Origin of the sequence: Desulfurococcus sp. (assembly GCF_038881575.1) — an archaeon.
Classification (GTDB): Archaea; Thermoproteota; Thermoprotei_A; order Sulfolobales; family Desulfurococcaceae; genus Desulfurococcus.
In genome coordinates, this window is sequence record NZ_JAVZPN010000001.1 from 224,737 (window position 1) to 243,063 (window position 18,327).

The window sequence follows — 18,327 nt, forward strand, 5'->3', positions numbered from 1 at the left end:
TCTGCAATGGGCTTGAAGCACGGTAAATACGTCTACGTTAAGAGGAGTGATGGATGGTATGTGAAGATCAGGGTACTCAATATAAGATTTGGTAAGAAGCAGGAGGAGGGTATAGATGTAAACAACCCGACAAGATACATAGTCACCGGGTTCAAGACTAAGGTACCGCCTATCACGGCCATAGTAATCAGCGAGGACGCATTGCCCCAGCCTGTTAGAAGCCTCGTCAATGAGGTTTAGAGGTAATGTGGAAAGCCGTAAGGGATGAGCTAGCCAAGTATTTTTCCAAGGTTATATATGAGGAGCAAGGACACTACGTGTTCTTCCTGCTTTCAAGCGGGCAACACGAATACGTTTTCTGCATGGATAAGGCAAGCGGGTTCATGTATGGTAAAATAGTAAGGCTGGATAATACTACATTGCTTAACTGTAGGGAGCTCGAATACGAGCCCAGGGGGCTCTACGTGTTCGCTAGGAATCCCAGTGAACTAGCCGGAAAAATACTATCTAAACTAGGTGGCTATAAGACGCTGGCTTGAAATAACAGTATTCAACCCTGGTAGTATACGCGTATAGTGTACGGCTTTGGCTCATCTACACCAGTTATAACTATACTAGCTCCTAGCGTACCTGCTAGCCTGTTAGCCACGTAGACAGCGTATTCGTGGGCAAATATATCGCTGTAGTACTTGAATCCACCCCAATTGACTTCCAGGTAGCCAGTGGGCTTTGCCCCTGGATCATACTTATACGTCTCTCCTAACACATTAATTAACTCGTTAATAAAGCCGGGCGTGATATCGTCGAGTGGATTTGTATCAGGGTATTTCCTCAACAGGTCTTCGAGGGAGGTTCTGATCATCAATAGTTTAACAGTGTTGTTCTCGATCCATACTTCATGAAGAAATATATCACCGACTAATACACCGCCTATTATGGAGTCCAGGTTGCTGAAGTAGTCCTCTAACTCGATAGGCGGCAACTTCTGGTCTAATATAAAGAATCCACCACCGATCACCACGCCCGCCGTTGCATGCCCCACGTTAGTGGTGTTAAAGACTAGTATGTACACACTCCTACTCAGATTAATGAGTGCTGTAGCGGTGAACAACGCGTAATCCGTACATATTCCCCTCCTTATGTTGGCGAAGGTTATTGGATCATATATGTAGCCATGGTTACTGCCCGCCTTAACGTAGTCGTATGAGGTGTATTCCTCAAGCCATTGAAGCACCATCCAGGATGCATTCCCCAGGTCTCGTGGCTGGCTATCATTGTATAGGAGGTGAGAGATGTACTGTATTGATGATGTATTCACGTATTTCACCACTGCCTCAATAATCGTTGTCCCAATGCCTGCCTCTACTTTAATGGGTGTAGCCCTGCAGCCGGTGATATTGATTGCAGAGATGGATGAGGCAATATCGCAGGCCCAGTCGTTTAATGCTTTAAATAATAACACAGGCCTACTCAGCCCCCTTGAGGAAATCATGTCAGCAACCTCGGCTACATCATATATTTCCGTATAGTATAATCCATCATACTCAAGGAGCCTAGCATACACGACCGGTACTGTTACCTGGAAAGGCGTGAGGTAGAAGTAGTTGGCATTGTTCACTGCATCAACCATGATTAACACCGGCCTCCATGAAGTATATCTTAGGACTAGGTAACGTCCAGCAAGCATTAACTCGCCTCCCCCGTCAACAAGCCTGAACGACGGTATAACCAGCTCCAGACTAGTTAACTCACGTGTCTCGATAATAGTTGTTGTCGAAGTAATTGTAACCATGGTTCTCGACGTGACCGTCTGTGAAAGGGTAGTGGTTACAGTGGTCGTCCTATATATCTCACTAGTCAACGTGGTGGTTACAGTGCTTGTCTCAGTAACGGTTCTAGTCGATGTCTCCGTGATGGTTGGCACAGGGTTTCCCCGGCTCATCCCAACGATAGGTAAGGGGTATAGTGAGCCGATCACGTATGCTATGATAAGGGATAATACTATGGAAAGTAAACCAGTTCTCCACCCATTCATTTCCCTCAACCAATATATTTCTTCAACAAGATACAGTATTAGTAGCGTGGGTAAAATTTATATTTGTTTATGCCTATTACTACATCACGTAGGTGGTATATGTGAGTAAAGCCATAAGTAGGACCGTTGCGGTAATCCTCATTCTAATAGTTGTAATAGCTATCGGCATAGGAGCTTATTATTGGAGTAGCACGCAGCAACCAACCCAGGTCACTAAGCCCTCTAAGTCTATTCACACCCAGGTACTTTACTTGATATCTAATGATGAGAATACTAGGATTCAATTATATCAATCAGGCACGGTTGATATAGCTGTTGTAACACCTAGTAGGTGGAAGGATATAAATAATACGCCAGTAGGAAACTTTAAGCTCATACTAGCATTCGATCCAAGTAAGCTCATGTTGACAATACAGCATGTAATCCTCAACACTATGAGGGAGCCATTTAATATAACAGAGGTGAGGCAGGCCCTTGCATGGGCTACACCGTATCAGGCTATATTAGACCAAGTGTTCAGCGGGCTCTACACGAGGTTATATACAATAGTGCCTAAGGGGGTACAGGGATACACCGAGTACAATATCGTTAAGTACGAGTATAATTTAACCAAGGCTAAGGAGATAATAGATCAATTGAAGCAGAAAGGCTTCGATCCCTCTAAGTACACGATAGAAATAGCGTACAACCAGGGTAACACGGCGAGGCAGCAGATAGCTGCAATGCTACAGAACGCGTGGAGCCAATTAGGCTTTAGAGTAATAGTCAACACGTATAACTGGCCCCAGTATCTCGATAAAGTAGATAACTTCAACTTCGATGTTGCATTACTAGGCTGGATCCCAGACTACCTCGACCCAGATAACTACCTAATGCCATTCGTGTGGGGCGGTGCCGAGTTCACTGAGATCAATTACTATAAGGCTTCATCACCTAACGACGTATCCAACTACGTTTCCAGGGTTGAGAGGGTTATTGACACAGAGAAATACATTGTTGTAGTGGGTCCGAAGGGTAGTGGGGCATCATATACCGGTCCAGCAAACAAGCCGATACTAGTGGTCAACTATGTGTTGAATGAGGAGGCAACCATGAAGAACTGGGAGAACCCGGTATCCATGGTGACTATAGGTGCGCCAGGCTGGAAGGATATACCTGTAAGCGCGTTGGTGAAGCTCTCGAGAACAGTATTGGATCCAGATATTAGGACCGCTGTAATCAATGCCGCCATAATAGTATTCAATAATGAGTCCCCGATGATAATGCTGGGGCAACAGGTTGGAGAACGCAATTATGGATCATGGGTCTACAACATGTACTACCCGCTTTCAGCGTTCGCTAGATACGACTTGGTGTGGGAAGACCCCAATGCACCGGTGGTTGACACGGGTGTATCAGGGATAAAGAACGATCCTAACACTATGGTTATCGCTACTATTGGATGGCCGGATACATTTGACCCGGCTAAGTCCTACGAGTCGTTTGGATGGGAGATATTCTGGCAGATATACAGCAGGCCAATAACATACTACTATGAAAACACGGAGCCCGAGCCAGAGCTAGCCGTGGCATGGGCTTTCAGTAGTGACTCGACCGACCTATACCTTGTTATAAGGGGCGGTGTAGTGGCTTACGATCCATGGAACAATAAGACCTACCCAATAGATGCAACCGACGTCCTATTCAGTATTTGGAGAGTGGCTAGGACAAACCTGCCTGGAGGTCCATCCTGGATGGTCTCGGACTTCATAGATGTGAATGCGTCACAGGTGCTAACCGAGGACGAGTTTAAGCAGGTGGTAAGCAATGGTTTGACAACCGTGTATCATGGGCAGTCAAAGACCGTTAAAAGCCTTAATGAACTACTAGGCTTCTTCAATTACTCTGGTCAGACGGCTGGGGTTGTCAAGTTAAAGCTGAAGTTCCCGTATCCACCTATACTCCACGTATTGACGACGGCTGTGGGATGCGTTATACCGATGGAGTACGCCCTAGGAAACCAATACCAGCAGGCACTAGCCGATAGCAATAATGGTAAGAACCCCGCGGCATGGGCCAAATACGTTCTTGAAGGTGAGAATGACCCTACTTACAAGCTATTAAAGGATAAACCGGTGAGCACCGGTCCATACTACGTAGCCGACTACAAGGAAGACAGCTACATACTATTAAAACTCAACCCGTACTACTGGAATGCAACGGTATGGTATGAGCTCTATGGCTTCAAACCATAGGTTACCTGTTATTTTTTAAAGCCTCCTCCTCAATTTTACCCTATACGAGGGAGATAAATGGGTCTGGGAAGATTTCTAGTTAGAAGAATAGCTACTTTCATACCCACAATAATAGGAGTATTATTTGTAACCTACCTCATAGCATACGCCATACCCGCGGATCCTGTTAGGGCCTGGGTTGGAGAGAAATTAATGAACAGGGAGGCCCTTGAAGAAATACGCGTGAAATACAAGTTTAATGCACCATGGTATGAGCAATTCGCGTTCTTAGTCACTAGTCTTCTAACAGGTAACCTTGAAGACCCTATACAACACAGGAACATCTTTGATGAGTTATTCTACAGGTTCCCTATAACGGTTGAGGTAGCTATAATGGGCTTTATCTTCACAGCTATTATAGGCATACCCCTCGGCTTCATAGCGGCTCTAAAGAAGGACTCGGCGGTGGATTTCTTTGTTAGGATTTTCGCGCTAGTGGGAAGCTCTCTACCAGCATTCGTCTTATACTACTTCCTCATCCTCTTCTTGTTCACGTATATGCACACCACGGTTCTAGCTGGAATGCCGTTCCCCTCGCAGGCATGTACAGCGTCTATTTCAAGCCTGCCTAGTAAAATACCGGTGATAGGGCACATGGTATCGGCTATTGGAAGCGTTCCAATGTTCGGTGCAATGATGTGTGGTGAATGGGGTGTCGTAACCGATACCTTCAGGAGGCTTTACCTACCCGGATTAGCACTGGGGTTACTGGACGGTGGATTAATAGCGAGGATAGTTAGAAACAGCTTGCTCGATAGCCTCAGCCAGGAGTATATTCAATACGCTAAGGCGAGGGGCCTTAGGAAGAACAGGATATGGATGCATGCATTAAAGAACGCCTCCATACCAGTTGTAACAGTACTGGGGACGCTTTTCGGCGGCTTACTCTCGGGCGCGATAGTTGCTGAGACAGTGTTCAATATACCAGGTCTCGGCAGATACATCTATAATGCTATAACAAGGCTTAACTTCCCAGCAATAATCGGGGGGACCTTCCTAGTAGCCATAATATATGTAACAGTGAACCTCATAGTTGACATAATCTATGCAGTCCTCGACCCGAGGATAAGATACTAGGGGGCGGTGTCAATGGAGGCGATATATAAACTACTCGTTAAGATAATAGATGGTTATGCATCGCTGAGAGATAAGATCAGTAAGGGTTGGAAGGAGAAGAATAGCTCCAGGATACGTGAATGGAAGCTCATGGCCTACGCTTTCAGTAAGAGCAAGATCGGGGTGCTCGGTGGAATACTAGTGTTCATCGAGGTAGTACTAGCTATAGTAGGCCCTATTATTGCATGGGAACCCTACTGGGTGTACCCGGTGATAAATAACCCCGATCTAAAACTACTACCTCCATGTATCCCGCCATGGTGTACTGGGGGTCCACTACTTGGAACCGATGAATGGGGGAGGGATCTGCTCTCTATAACGCTCGTGGGTATCAGGATCTCCTTCATTATCTCAATCCTGGTAGTATTATTTGGGGCACCATTAGGTATAATACTGGGACTGGTGGCAGGTTACAAGGGCGGTGTAATCGATGAAGTAATAATGAGGCTTACAGACATATTCATGGCTTTCCCAGCGCTAGTTCTCGCAATAGCATTTGCTGCAGTGCTGCCAGAACGACTCAGGCTACTCTTAGAGTCAAACGCCGCGCTAAGAGGCTTCCTGGCGGCACTCCTAGGTTTAAGAGTGAATGAGTATCCTCAGATAGCCTCCCTCCTAGCTGTATGGATAGCCATGATACTAGTATGGTGGCCCGGTTACGCTAGGATAGTTAGGGGAAGCGTGTTAAGCGCCAAGGAGCAGACGTTTGTGGAGGCCGCTAAAGTACTTGGCTTATCCACGAGGAGGATACTCTTCAAGCATATATTGCCGAACATTATTTCCCCAATTATAGTAATGATGACGTTTGATATAGCTACAGCAGCGTTATTCGCTGCCACGCTTTCATTCCTGGGCCTCGGTCCACAGGAGCCTGTCCCCGAGCTCGGCTTCATAATATCAAAGGCCGGTAACTGGTTCCCGCATAGGAGCTACCATATCGTCACCTTTGTAGGCATGGTCCTCTTGGTAATAGCCCTCGGCTGGAACCTGCTCGGAGATGCATTAAGGGATATACTTGACCCGAGAACCAGGAGGGCGATAGAGTTTACCGAGGGAGGTGAGAAGAAATGAGTATTGGGGGAGACCTGGTTCTAAGTGTTAGAAACCTCGATGTCAAATTCTACACCTACGCTGGAGTAGTACACGCCGTATCAAACGTCTCATTCGACGTCTATAAGGGTGAGATAGTCGCACTGGTTGGTGAAACAGGGTGCGGGAAATCCGTGACCACGAAGGCTATTACAAGGCTGATAGATCCACCAGGGAGAATAGAGGGCGGTAAAGCCTATTTCAGGAGGAGGAATGGCGAGGTAGTCGACTTGTTAAGTCTAAGCGATGAAGAGATAAGGGATATAAGAGGGAATGAGATAGCATACGTGTTCCAAGATCCCACCTCAGCCCTCGACCCCCTCTACACTATTGGACACCACTTCTATGAAACAATGATCGACCATAGGAAGATAGATAAGAAGAACGCTATCCAACACGCCGTAAACCTCCTCAAGGAAACACTTATCCCGAGCCCCGAGTCAAGGGTAAAGAACTATCCCCATGAATTATCCGGAGGTATGAGGCAGAGATCAGTGATAGCCATAGGATTAAGCAATAACCCGGTGCTCCTAATAGCCGATGAGCCCACAACGAATCTGGACGTCACCATACAGGCTCAGATCCTAGAGCTGATAAAGGATCTCCAGGCAAAGCACGGGATGAGCGTCATCCTCATTACACACAACCTGGGTGTTGTAGCAGAGGTAGCACACAGGGTGTACGTGATGTATGCTGGTAAAATAGTTGAGGAGGCACCGGTCGAGGAGTTATTTGAAAACCCCCAACACCCATACACCAGGCTATTATTGAGGACAGTGCCCGATCCAACCAAGAAGATTGAGAAACTGGAATCAATACCTGGAACCGTTCCAAGCCTCATTAACCCGCTACCTGGATGCAGGTTCAGGGATAGATGCCCATTTGCATCGGAGAAGTGCCTAGAAGAACCCCCCATGGTTGAAGTGGGTGAAGCACACAGGGTTTACTGCTGGCTACATGCTGGAAAGGGGTGATACAGGGATGAGTGAGGCATTAATAGATGTAGTAAACCTGAAGAAATACTTCAAGGTTAGAGGGTTGTTCTCAACGAAACTAGTTAAGGCAGTGGATGATGTATCGTTCTCCATCTATAAGGGTGAGACGCTGGGTCTTGTAGGTGAAAGCGGGTGCGGGAAGACCACGCTGGGAAAACTCCTTCTACTACTGCATGAGCCAACCGATGGAAAAATAATGTTTGAGGGTAAAGACATAACAAGGCTAAAAGGCAGCGAGCTCAAGGAGTTCAGGAGAAATACCCAGATGGTCTTCCAGGACCCGCATACCTCTCTGAATCCAAGGATGACTATTGCAGAGATACTTGAAGAACCCATAAGGGAGCATAATGTTGAAATACAGGGGGATATAGAGGACTTCCTAGCCGATCAGATGAAGCTAGTGGGGTTGAATCCTGAACTCTTATATAGGTACCCACATGAGCTAAGCGGGGGTCAGAAGCAGAGGGTAGCTATTCTAAGAGCCATACTCTTGAAGCCTAAGTTCATCGTTCTCGATGAACCTACCTCCGCGCTAGATGTATCTGTTCAGGCACAGGTGCTTGAATTACTAAGGGATCTCCAGAGAAAATTCGGGCTCACCTATCTCTTCATATCCCACGATATCTCAGTGGTAAAGTATATGAGCAACAGGATTGGGGTGATGTATCTCGGCAAGTTAGTTGAGATAGGTGGGTCGGATCAAGTATTCAATAACCCGTTGCACCCATACTCACAGATGTTGCTCTCTGCTGTTCCAATACCTGATCCAAAGATATCTAGAACTAGGAAAAGGATTAAACTAGAGGGTGAACCTCCATCACCAATAAATCCACCTACTGGATGCAGGTTCCACCCTAGATGCCCATATGCAAAGGATATATGTAGAAGAGAAACCCCTCCTCTGAGAGAAGTTGAGAAAGGGCATTATGTGGCATGCTGGCTCTACACTAATCCCTAAAGCATTTCCATCTCCTCATCCTTGCTTCAGCCTAAGCCATTGCTCTATGAGGTTTACACACTCATGGGTGCTTCTACAGGTGGACCAGGCCTTAATGTAGAGTAGATTACCCAGTGCTTTTCTCATGTCATCAAGGTGTATTTCTCTATCATCGATATATATGATGGATGCTCCACCCAGGCATCTGCCCTCCCTTCTCAATGATCCAAGTATTTTGAGGGCCATGGATGCTTTATCCGGGTGATACTCTATCGCATTATAGTGGAAGAGCCTGTCAACCCCCATTACCTTCAGTGCCTCAAGGGCTTTCTCAGGCATATTCCAGCTGAGGGTTGAAGTAATGAAGCCACGGTTTAAGGCATATCTAAGTATCTCTAGCGCCATGGCATTCAATCTAACTCTTTCACCAAGTGAATCAGTGAACTCTAGCTCGGAGATCCTCGTAAACGGGGGTTTGAGAACCGAGATGTCGCCGTGATCCCAAAGGGTGCCGTCGAGATCCATGAATAATATAATGCATTGATCCATCCATGTCCACCGTTTAACAGTGTTTTTAAAAATGCCTAGATTTAAATCCACCGCCCCCCTACCTATATTAAGGTGTGACCCATGAGTGCTTCCAGTAAGACAATAAAGGTTATCATTGTTTTACTGGCTGCATATGTACTGGTCTACTTTCATAGAACCATGACTGGAGTTATGAAGCCGGAGATAGATTACTACTCGGGGTACTACGGTGTAGATGCTGACCTATTGCTGGCTATAATGTCCTCCGCCTACTTCTACGGGTATGCTGCAAGCCAGCTTTTCACGGGACCCTTGATCGATTATTACGGTGTTAAACGCATCGGATCAATAATGCTTACAGTGCTTGGGGTTGGCACAGTATTAATGGGTGTGCCGAGCCCTGTTACACTCGTAGCTGGGCGTCTTCTAATCGGTGTATCCGCGAGCGTCGTGTTTCTCTCATATATGAGGTCCGCTGCGCTTGGCTTTAAGATAAGCTACCAAGGGAGGCTATCCTCTTACGCGTTATTCGCTGGCAGTATAAGTACGATAGCCGCTACATACCCCCTCCGGCTAATGCTTAATAGTATTGGCCTCTCATCAACATACATCATACTAGCGCTTTCAGCATTCACGCTAGCACTCCTAACATATCTTACATCAAGCGATACAGGCGGGAAGAAAGGGGACAGCTCTTTCCTGAAGCAAGCCTTATTAATAGGTAGAATTGCTAGGAATCCACATAGCTGGGGCGTTGGAATAGCTGCTGTAGCATCATATGGACTTGGATTAGCGTATCAATCGGCGTGGGGCCAGATACATCTCAGTAAAGTATTCCTGCTTGGCAAGGAGGAAGTCAGCATTTACTTAATGGTATTGGCAATAGTCTTCGCGGCTTCGTGCATCCCAACCGGCTACTTAAGCGATAAATACAAGAGGAGGAAGCCATTCCTAATAGCGGCGACCACTGCATCAGCTGCTGCATGGATCCTCATGTATCTATCCAGTATAAGCCGTGATAGAAGTATCTTACTAGTTGCACTAACCCTTCTCGGGGTATCCCAGGGCCTTCACATTGTTGCACCAACCATGGCGAAGGAGTACTATGATCCGAAGATATCGGGCACGAGCGTGGCGTTCTTCAACATAGTTTTATTCACCGGTATTGCAGTACTTCAATCGGTTCTAAGCATACTCGACCCCACTGTATCAGTAATAATTAACATCTTGATAGCATTCATCGGTATACTCGCATCAATCATACTGGCTAGGGAGACGTATCTATACGAGAAAATAGTTTAAGCAAACCCCACTTATTTTTTATTAACCCGCATCAACCTATGGATTAACAGGGGCCGGGTTTAAGCGGTGCCACATGATGATGGCGCTACTAGTGTTCTTCATTGGATTAGTGGTCTTCATCATAGGTGTAGTCCTCGCCATAGTGGCAGCCTTACTCCAGGGAGCCCGGGGAAACGAGGGCGGCATGAGCGGTGGTGCTGTAATAGTGATCGGCCCCATCCCCATAGTGATAGGGAGTAATAGGGAAGCAGGTAAGACGCTAATGATTTTAGCGATAATACTATCGCTTATAGCGTTCCTGCTATTTCTAATACCCTATGTATTAAGGGTGATGTAAAGGTGTCAGTGCTTGCGAGGACGGCGAACTTATTAGTGGTCCTAGGGATGGTGTTAATGATGCTGTCAATAGTGTTCTTCATGCTTGAATCATTTAAAGACACCGGCACTGGCACGGTGTCTGGCGGGGGATGCGTAATATTATTCTTTATACCTGTATGCTTCGGGTTCGGAGAACACTCCACAGAGCTCCTATTTATCTCTGTGCTACTGGCACTCGCATTAACAGTGATATTATTGATCACCATGTTCTCCACGTATAGGAGACTACGCGGGGAGCAGGGCTTGTAAAACGGATACTTGACTAGGGAATACATTCTATTGGAGAAGCTCCTAGTCCTTCACCGCCTTATACAGTATGAATGCTGTAGCTGCTCCCACCCCTATAGATATCCCTATCGAGACTATTTTCACTACTTCACCGACTATTTGGTACTGTGCAAACATAGCTGTTACGCCAACTATTATAAATAGTATTAGTATTATGAACTGCGCTACCTGCGAGTACTTCTCGAAGCCGGGATTGATCGTCCTGATCATCCGAGTAGCCTCCGAGGACACTATCACGCCTAGAACCATTATTAACGCGCCAAGTATCAATGGGTAGAGGTCCTTGGCAGGTATCCCCATGGTTTCCAGCGATATCGAGAGTATCATGGCGAGTAAGCCCACGAATATTATGTTCTCAACGAGTGTAGAGAGCCCCTTATACTGCTCGCTAAAAGTTTCCTTCATGGCGAAAGCTATGCTCTTCACTAGTATAACCGAGAAGAATAATCCTATTATAAGTATAAGTAAACCTATCACCAGTCTAGGCAGATACATTATTGATGAACGGATGAGAGCTCCCTCAGCGCTAGGTAGGGGAATATATGTGAACGCGATGCTGATGGCTAAAGCGATGATTAATGCCTTAACCAGCCACTCCACTACCGAGGACATTTTAAAACCCGCGAAAACGAGCATCCTCCCTATTGATGCGCTTGAGAGAGGGGCTTCAATATACTTTTCCACCACATCTCTGATTATCCTACCTATGATTACAGCTAGAACTATCCCCACCACTATCCATATCAATGCACTAATTATTCCAGGAATAGCCAGAGTGAATGACTCCCATAAACTGGAAAACACGTCTTCAACGCCTGGCATTATAACACCTCTGTGATTTATCCTTGAACAAGTTAATTAAGGTTTGAGGAAAATTAATGATGTATTGTAGTATTTTAATATTGTATAGTATTTCAAAGCCTATGATAGAGGTTTTAGAAATGCGTATTAGTAGACCACTGGTTATCGAGCATTTTGGAGACATCTCTATAACAAGCCCTGTTAAAACACTATCCATGGCTAGCTCAGTTAAAACCGGTGGGGAAGGATACAGGGTCAGCATGGATGAATTAATCGGGATAGCCGAGAAAACAGTGATAGTTGTGCCAGTGAAGGATGAGGATTTATTCCTGTTCAGGAACACGCTTTACGCTATACCAGAGTGGTCGCCTGTAATCGTGGTATCTGCTTCCCCGCATAATATTTTCGAGAAAGAAGTTGAAGTCGCTAAACTAGTGAATGAGCAGACGGGTAAGCATATAATACTAGTGCATCAGAGGGACCCTGCATGGTCCACAGTATTAACAAACACCCGGTTATCCTCAATGCTTGACGGCAATGGCCTGGTAAGGTATGGTAAAGGCGAGGGAATGTTATTAAGCATATTGTTCTCCAAGTGGCTTGGGGCAGAATACATCGGCTTCGTTGACAGCGATAATTACATACCTGGATCTATTCACGAGTACGCCATGATATACTACACAGGGTTCAGCTATCTAAATCACAAGTACTCGATGGTTAGGATAGTGTGGAGCCATAAAGGCAAGCTAACTGGTGCATACGAGTACGGCGAAGAAACCGGTATCAGTGACGCATTCATCAAGTACTTTATTAGCTTATTCGGGAAAACAATTAGTGGGGACAAACGGGTTGTTCTAAGGAGGAAGGGAAGAGTATCCCAGATAGTTGAGGAAGTCTTAAACTATGCTTTAAGCGTTGCAAGAGGCATAGGTACCGATATAGTTAAAACCCCTAACAGCGGGGAGCATGCATTAAGTACTGAGCTAGCGTTAAACATGGAGTGGGCTGGGGGTTTCAGTGTGGAAACATATGAGCTCGCATTTCTACTGAGCGAGTGCTTCATAGGTTCTAGGGATGGCTCACCATGCGGTTTCAAGGAGGGCGTTAAAATACTACAAGTAGAGTCATTGAACCCCCATATACATAGTGAGAAAGGAGATGAGCACTTGGCGGGCATGCTGGCTGAGAGCCTTGGAGCCATATATTACTCTAAACTAAACAATCAACTGGTTTCAAAACGCATAAGGGAAGCACTAAAGATGTATGCTGATAACGCTGAACCGATTAAGCCTAGAACATATAGTCTCAAGGGTGTTAACCCGGTCAAGATCATAGAGGAATATATCGCTCAAAGCAAGCTATTACATCAATTCGGGTCGAGGGCTTAATGGATAAGCATGTATTAGTAACGGATATAGATAACACCATGATAAAGAACCCCGATGACTTATACGTTGTCAAGCCGTGGGTTGAAAAACTAGTGGCGCTCGGATTCACATTGGTCTTTAACACTGCTAAAACCATTGATGAACTCCTATATATACTTGAAACCCTCGAGCTAGATTTAGACAAGGTGATCCTGATACCGGAGAACGGGGGAGCCGTATGCAGTAGCAGGTATCCTGTGCCAGGGCTTCCCCTTTATGAATACAACGGGTTGAACTGTAGCGTTCTCTCACTCATTACCCCGGAAATAGATGCATTGCTTGATCACTCGGTTAAACTCTGTGAAAGCGCTAGAAGGATTAGCAAGGCATCCACAGCCGAGCTAGCATCCATCCTAAACCTACCGAGCCATCTTGCACGATTAGCCGGGCATAGGTTGTTTAATGATGCAATATATGTTGGAGACGAAGAATGCATCACCCTATTAGAGGGGTTTCTCACCGGGAAAGGGTTAAGCACTGTGAGGCATGGCTCACTAATATACGCGGGTATCTCAATTAGTAAGAAGAAGGCGCTCGAGGCTCTTCTTAAAACTCCTTGGTTTAAATATAGTGTTTTAATAGGTATTGGAGACAGCGTAATAGATGATTTCCTCGAGTTAACCAGCCACCCTATTATAGTCGGATATAATGGTGGCTGGCTACGTAAATGGCATACCAGGATTCCTTATGAGCCGCCGTATGGCTGGATATGGAGTATTGAAAAATCATTATTGATATAGTTGCTGAGAGTGAAAAACCTACTTCCTGAGTAAGTGCACTGGATTACCTAGCAGGTACTCGGCGAGGTCCCTAAGGGACTCGGATACTGTTAGATGCGGGTAGGGTATCCTGGAGGCGTCTCCGAAGCCTATTTTACCAAGGTATAGTGGTATATATGCTGAGATAACCTCTGAGGCATTGGGGGCAACTATATGTACTCCAAGTATCTTCTCCTGCCTCTCATCAAGCAATACCTTTATGAAGGATTGCTTGCCGCCCTTAATCTTTACTGCCGAGAGATAGTAGGCCGGTATCCTCACCTTGACATATTTCACCCCCTTGCTCGTTAACTCCTTCTCAGTATAACCTATTGACGCGATTTCAAGCCCTGTGAATATAGTGGAGGGTATGGCTGAGTAGTCTATGTGGAAGCCCTCCTCACCACTCATCCATCTAGCCGCTGAAATACTCTCTAATATAGCCTTGTGAGCGAGTAGTGGTCCCCCGACGACATCGCCTGAGGCGTATATGCCTGGTATGCTTGTCTCCTGTCTCTCATTTATCTTTATGAAGCCCTTCTGATCCAGTACTATATTGTTCTCAATTAATCCGGCTTCCCTGGTTCTAGGCTTTCTCCCAGTTGCTATTAATACCTTATCCACTTCAAGCTTCAAGCCGTTTGAGAGCTCTACTAAATATTTGCTGCCAGTCTTAGTTACGGATTTAACCGTTGTCTTCTCATATATCTTCACGCCTCTTGAAGAGAGATGCGTCTTCAACGCCTGCGCGACATCCCTATCCATTGTGGGCAGTATGTGATCCATTAACTCCACTACCGTAACACCTACCTTGAAAGAGGAGAAGATATTGGCTAGTTCAACACCTATTACTCCACCACCGATTATTAATACTTCGCTGGGTTTCTCCCTCATGTATAGGGCTTCCCTGTTACTGATTATTCCCTCGCCGTCGAATGAAACCCCTGGTATCGGCGAGGGGTCTGTCCCTAGGGCTAGAAGTATTTTACCGGCTTCAATCAGCTTCTTCTCCTCCCCGGCACTAATAACTATCTCACGCTGCGTCTTGAGGATGGCCCTGCCCTCTATTACATCTATCCCGTGCGACTCGAATAAACCTTTTATTCCCTCTCGGCTCTCCCTCACCACCTGTGATACCCATTCAACCAGGCTCTCCCATTTAACCGAGGCTTCGCCGCCGGTCTTCTCAATGCTCCTAATGGCCTCCGCTACCTGGTAAAAAGCTTTACTGGGCACGCATCCGTAGTTAGTGCATTCCCCACCGATCAAGTGCTCCTCTACGACTGCAATCTTTAAGCCCTTCTGAGCCAGGTATATTGCTCCCGGGTAGCCTCCCGTGCCGGAGCCCACTACCACCGCGTCGTATCTCACTGAATTTCTCCCCTCATTCTCCTGACATGTACTCTCCATGTGGGTGTGACATGCTTGGGGTGATTGGCCTTGAGAACATCAACTCTTCCAACACTAGTATTCCTTGGCCATGTCTTAGGCTCGCTTGGATTGCTGTAGGCTATCTTACTGATCTCCTTGAGTCTCTCAGCATACTTCTCAACGTTCTCCGGTGTCTCGGTCTCAGTGAACTCTGTCATTAATGCCTCCTTGACTATTAGCGGGAAGTATATGGTTGGGGCATAGAATCCAGCGTCCAGCAGACCCTTCGCAACGTCTTCAGCCGTTACCCCGACCTCGTCAGCCATGGGCTGCGCGCTCAAAACCACCTCGTGCTTTCTGAAGCGTCCTCTACCATATGGTATACTATATCCTTTAACGTTCTCCATGAGCTTCATGAAGTAGTTGGTTATGAGTACAGCATGCTCTGCGACCCTCCTTAATCCCTGCGGACCCATGCTCAGGATGTATACGTAGCCCCATATCAGCGGCGTTATATTGCCGAAGAAGGCCTTGAGTAATCCAGCACTATGCTCCCCGGGTCCCTTTACCCTGTATAATCCTGTTGACTCATCGTAGACGACCCTGTAACCTGGCGCGAGATCCGAGAGCATTATATTCTTTCCACTATCGACAACCCTATCCTTTATACAGATGGGCCCGGCTCCAGGGCCGCCTCCACCATGGGGTGCCCCGAAGGTTTTATGTATATTCAGGTGGGCTATGTCGAAGCCCATGTCCCCGGGCCTCGCGTAACCCATTATCCCGTTGAGGTTTGCCCCGTCATAGTATAGTATTGCGTCATGCTTATGCAGGAGCTCTGCTATCTCTAGTATATGCTCCTCGAACAATCCTAGAGTACTCGGATTAGTTATCATTAATCCAGCTGTTGACTCCCCTACAACGGATTTCAACGCCTCCATATCTATGTTGCCGTCCTCAGCAGAAGGCACCTCTATAACCCTGAAACCAGCCATCGCCGCGCTAGCCGGGTTTGTTCCATGCGCGCTGTCAGGTATTATTATATCCGTCTTCTTATCCAGTTGATTCTTTACCTCATGGTACCTCCTTATAGTTAATACACCGGCCAGCTCTCCATGTGCTCCAGCCGCTGGATGCAGTATACAGGTATCCATACCAGTTATGTTTGCAAGCCATTTCTGGAGCTCATATAGGATCTCCAGTAATCCCTGAACTGTTCTCTCATCCTGTAAGGGGTGTAGATTAACTATCCTTGGATCACCGGCTATCTCCCAGGCTATCCTCGGGTTATACTTCATAGTACACGAGCCCAGGGGGACGGGGCCGTTGTCTACTCCATATGCTGCTTGAGAGAGGTTTGTGAAGTGCCTTACAACCTCGACCTCGCTTAGCTCAGGGAGCTCTGGATCCCTTGTCCTCTTCATCTCTGACGGTATGTTTACACCGTCCACGTGCTTCCTCACTGCATCCTCCGGCTCTGGGACCAGGAAGCCTATTCTACCCTTGCCCCCGAGCTCGAATATTAATGGCTCCCTGTTACTAGCCTGTCTGAACCCACTCATTACCTGCCCACCTCCCGGATCACCTTGCCGAGTACCTCGATAAGCCTATCTATAGCCTTCACGGAGTGTAGTTCTGTGAAGGCGTATAGGGCTGTCTCACCTAGCTCAGGATAATACCCGCCTATGTAGAGTCCTCCATGTAACCCGTGCTCAAGTAGTTTCTCATGTATCACCGAGTACTTGACCCCTGCCTCATTGAATGAGACGGGGAATTCATTGAAGAACTCCGCCTTGAAGACTCTCCTCAAGCCGATCCCGCCCATCCTACTTGCAGCGTAGTGAGCCCTATAGTATATAAGCTCAGCCAGCCTTCTAAACCCTGTCCTACCCAGCAGAGCCATGTAAACAGCTGCCGCCACAGCCATCAATGCCTCATTAGTGCATATGTTGGACGTAGCCTTCTCCCTCCTTATATGCTGCTCCCTCGCCTGCCACACCATCGCGAATGCCTTGTCTCCTCCATCAATGGTCGTCGTCAACCCTATTATCCTCCCAGGCATCTGTCTAACCAGGTTCATATCGTATTTGATGGCGAATATCCCGAGATAGGGGCCGCCATAGTTCATGCCTAATCCAAGCGATTGCCCCTCGCCTACAGCGATGTCAGCGTCTAGTTCACCAGGGGGCTTAAGGATCCCGAGGGCCACCGGGTACACACCTGTGATGAATAATGCCTGCTTCTCATGGGCTATCTCGCCAACGGCTTTAGCCTTGTCCTCCACGATGCCGAAGAAGTTGGGGTACTGTAGGTACACTGCCGCTGTGTCATTATCGATCATTGATTTAAGCGCCTCCACATCCACCGTGCCCAGCTCCCTGTCATAGGGTATGGTTTCCAGCTTTAATCCATGGGGTTTGACATATGTTTCCACAACCCTTTTATGGAGGGGGTTCATGTTGGCTGGTAGCAGGATCTTCCTCCTCCCCTTTCTAACTCTGAAAGCCATTAACACGGCCTCGGCGATGGATGAGGACCAATCATACATTGATGCATTAACTATATCCATCTCAAGCAGCTCAGCCATCATGCTCTGATACTCGAAGAGGGCCTGCATCAATCCCTGAGATATCTCGGCCTGGTAGGGTGTATATGCCGTGAGAAACTCCCCCCTTGAGATAATGTATTTAACAATAGGGGGCACGTAGTGGGGGTAAACCCCTCCACCCATGAATGGCGGGGGATTGAAAACCCTGTTTCTAGCCAGCTTTTCATCAACGACTTCTTTGACCTCTATCTCGGATAAAGGCCTCCCTACACCTATCTCCAGCCTATTCCACTCGTCTTCCCCTACCAGTATCTCCCTTGGTATATCGTTGAAGAGCTCGGTGATGCTTTTAACGCCTATTGCATCCAGTATTTTCTTGAGTGATTCCTCAGTGGAACCAGGTATCCAAGGATGAGGCCTCGTTTCAACCACCCAGTAAACAAATAATGGCTTCAAGGTATATATAGCTACCACTATGTAT

The 18,327-nt window shown here is 46.8% G+C and carries 18 protein-coding genes; 12 read left to right on the plus strand and 6 right to left on the minus strand.

Features of this window, described 5'->3' with window-relative positions:
• Positions 1-6 precede the first annotated feature (6 nt).
• Both QXV08_RS01125 and QXV08_RS01130 read left to right on the plus strand, forming a co-directional pair.
• Complete coding sequence (locus tag QXV08_RS01125) at positions 7-240, plus strand: DUF5622 domain-containing protein (protein ID WP_342786597.1); 234 nt, start codon at positions 7-9, stop codon at positions 238-240.
• Positions 241-245: 5 nt separating this feature from the next.
• The gene (locus QXV08_RS01130) at positions 246-539 is read left to right on the plus strand and encodes a hypothetical protein (protein ID WP_342786596.1); all 294 of its coding nucleotides are present in this window, start codon (positions 246-248) and stop codon (positions 537-539) included.
• A gap of 11 nt (positions 540-550) precedes the next feature.
• On the opposite strand, the gene QXV08_RS01135 is transcribed toward QXV08_RS01130, so the two are convergent.
• Positions 551-2,035 (minus strand): transglutaminase-like domain-containing protein, encoded by a 1,485-nt coding sequence (locus QXV08_RS01135; protein ID WP_342786595.1) that lies wholly within the window; start codon positions 2,033-2,035, stop codon positions 551-553.
• Positions 2,036-2,136: 101 nt separating this feature from the next.
• Between QXV08_RS01135 and QXV08_RS01140 the strand changes: the two genes are divergently transcribed.
• Genes QXV08_RS01140 through QXV08_RS01160 form a run of 5 tightly spaced genes read left to right on the plus strand, consistent with a single transcriptional unit; the run spans position 2,137 to position 8,466 of the window.
• Complete coding sequence (locus QXV08_RS01140) at positions 2,137-4,269, plus strand: ABC transporter substrate-binding protein (protein WP_342788097.1); 2,133 nt, start codon at positions 2,137-2,139, stop codon at positions 4,267-4,269.
• A gap of 57 nt (positions 4,270-4,326) precedes the next feature.
• Positions 4,327-5,385 (plus strand): ABC transporter permease, encoded by a 1,059-nt coding sequence (locus QXV08_RS01145; protein WP_342786593.1) that lies wholly within the window; start codon positions 4,327-4,329, stop codon positions 5,383-5,385.
• A 12-nt stretch (positions 5,386-5,397) separates the two neighbouring features.
• Positions 5,398-6,495, plus strand: coding sequence for an ABC transporter permease (locus QXV08_RS01150; RefSeq protein ID WP_342786592.1), 1,098 nt, complete (start codon positions 5,398-5,400; stop codon positions 6,493-6,495).
• Positions 6,492-7,487: an ABC transporter ATP-binding protein gene (locus QXV08_RS01155; protein WP_342788098.1), complete on the plus strand. Its 996-nt coding sequence runs from the start codon at positions 6,492-6,494 to the stop codon at positions 7,485-7,487. Before QXV08_RS01150 ends, QXV08_RS01155 begins: the two co-directional genes overlap by 4 nt.
• Before the next feature lie 7 nt (positions 7,488-7,494).
• Complete coding sequence (locus tag QXV08_RS01160; RefSeq protein ID WP_342786610.1) at positions 7,495-8,466, plus strand: ABC transporter ATP-binding protein; 972 nt, start codon at positions 7,495-7,497, stop codon at positions 8,464-8,466.
• Between the two features lie 15 nt (positions 8,467-8,481).
• Here QXV08_RS01160 and QXV08_RS01165 read toward each other — a convergent pair whose 3' ends face one another.
• Positions 8,482-8,994 carry a magnesium-dependent phosphatase-1 gene (locus QXV08_RS01165; RefSeq protein ID WP_342786590.1) on the minus strand — a complete coding sequence of 171 codons (513 nt, stop codon included), beginning with the start codon at positions 8,992-8,994 and terminating at the stop codon, positions 8,482-8,484.
• Between the two features lie 81 nt (positions 8,995-9,075).
• Between QXV08_RS01165 and QXV08_RS01170 the strand changes: the two genes are divergently transcribed.
• From QXV08_RS01170 to QXV08_RS01180, 3 genes are all read left to right on the plus strand, one after another.
• A complete protein-coding gene (locus QXV08_RS01170) occupies positions 9,076-10,275 on the plus strand; it encodes an MFS transporter (protein WP_342786589.1) in 1,200 nt (399 codons plus the stop codon).
• A gap of 76 nt (positions 10,276-10,351) precedes the next feature.
• The gene (locus tag QXV08_RS01175; RefSeq protein ID WP_342786588.1) at positions 10,352-10,612 is read left to right on the plus strand and encodes a TIGR00304 family membrane protein; all 261 of its coding nucleotides are present in this window, start codon (positions 10,352-10,354) and stop codon (positions 10,610-10,612) included.
• 2 nt (positions 10,613-10,614) lie between these two features.
• A complete protein-coding gene (locus tag QXV08_RS01180; protein WP_342786587.1) occupies positions 10,615-10,902 on the plus strand; it encodes a hypothetical protein in 288 nt (95 codons plus the stop codon).
• A 42-nt stretch (positions 10,903-10,944) separates the two neighbouring features.
• On the opposite strand, the gene QXV08_RS01185 is transcribed toward QXV08_RS01180, so the two are convergent.
• Entirely contained in the window at positions 10,945-11,763 is an 819-nt protein-coding gene (locus tag QXV08_RS01185) for a hypothetical protein (RefSeq protein WP_342786586.1), read from the minus strand.
• A gap of 101 nt (positions 11,764-11,864) precedes the next feature.
• Between QXV08_RS01185 and QXV08_RS01190 the strand changes: the two genes are divergently transcribed.
• Together QXV08_RS01190 and QXV08_RS01195 are read left to right on the plus strand one after the other, a co-directional pair.
• Positions 11,865-13,130 carry a mannosyl-3-phosphoglycerate synthase gene (locus tag QXV08_RS01190; protein WP_342788100.1) on the plus strand — a complete coding sequence of 422 codons (1,266 nt, stop codon included), beginning with the start codon at positions 11,865-11,867 and terminating at the stop codon, positions 13,128-13,130.
• The gene (locus QXV08_RS01195; protein WP_342786584.1) at positions 13,130-13,909 is read left to right on the plus strand and encodes a hypothetical protein; all 780 of its coding nucleotides are present in this window, start codon (positions 13,130-13,132) and stop codon (positions 13,907-13,909) included. The genes QXV08_RS01190 and QXV08_RS01195 overlap by 1 nt, the downstream gene beginning before the upstream one ends.
• 18 nt (positions 13,910-13,927) lie before the next feature.
• Here QXV08_RS01195 and lpdA read toward each other — a convergent pair whose 3' ends face one another.
• The 3 genes from lpdA to gcvPA are packed head-to-tail and all read right to left on the minus strand — an operon-like array spanning position 13,928 to position 18,278.
• Positions 13,928-15,298 (minus strand): dihydrolipoyl dehydrogenase, encoded by a 1,371-nt coding sequence (lpdA, locus tag QXV08_RS01200; RefSeq protein ID WP_342786583.1) that lies wholly within the window; start codon positions 15,296-15,298, stop codon positions 13,928-13,930.
• Positions 15,295-16,860, minus strand: coding sequence for an aminomethyl-transferring glycine dehydrogenase subunit GcvPB (gcvPB, locus tag QXV08_RS01205; RefSeq protein WP_342786582.1), 1,566 nt, complete (start codon positions 16,858-16,860; stop codon positions 15,295-15,297). Before gcvPB ends, lpdA begins: the two co-directional genes overlap by 4 nt.
• The gene (gene gcvPA, locus QXV08_RS01210; RefSeq protein WP_342786609.1) at positions 16,860-18,278 is read right to left on the minus strand and encodes an aminomethyl-transferring glycine dehydrogenase subunit GcvPA; all 1,419 of its coding nucleotides are present in this window, start codon (positions 18,276-18,278) and stop codon (positions 16,860-16,862) included. Before gcvPA ends, gcvPB begins: the two co-directional genes overlap by 1 nt.
• Positions 18,279-18,327 lie beyond the last annotated feature (49 nt).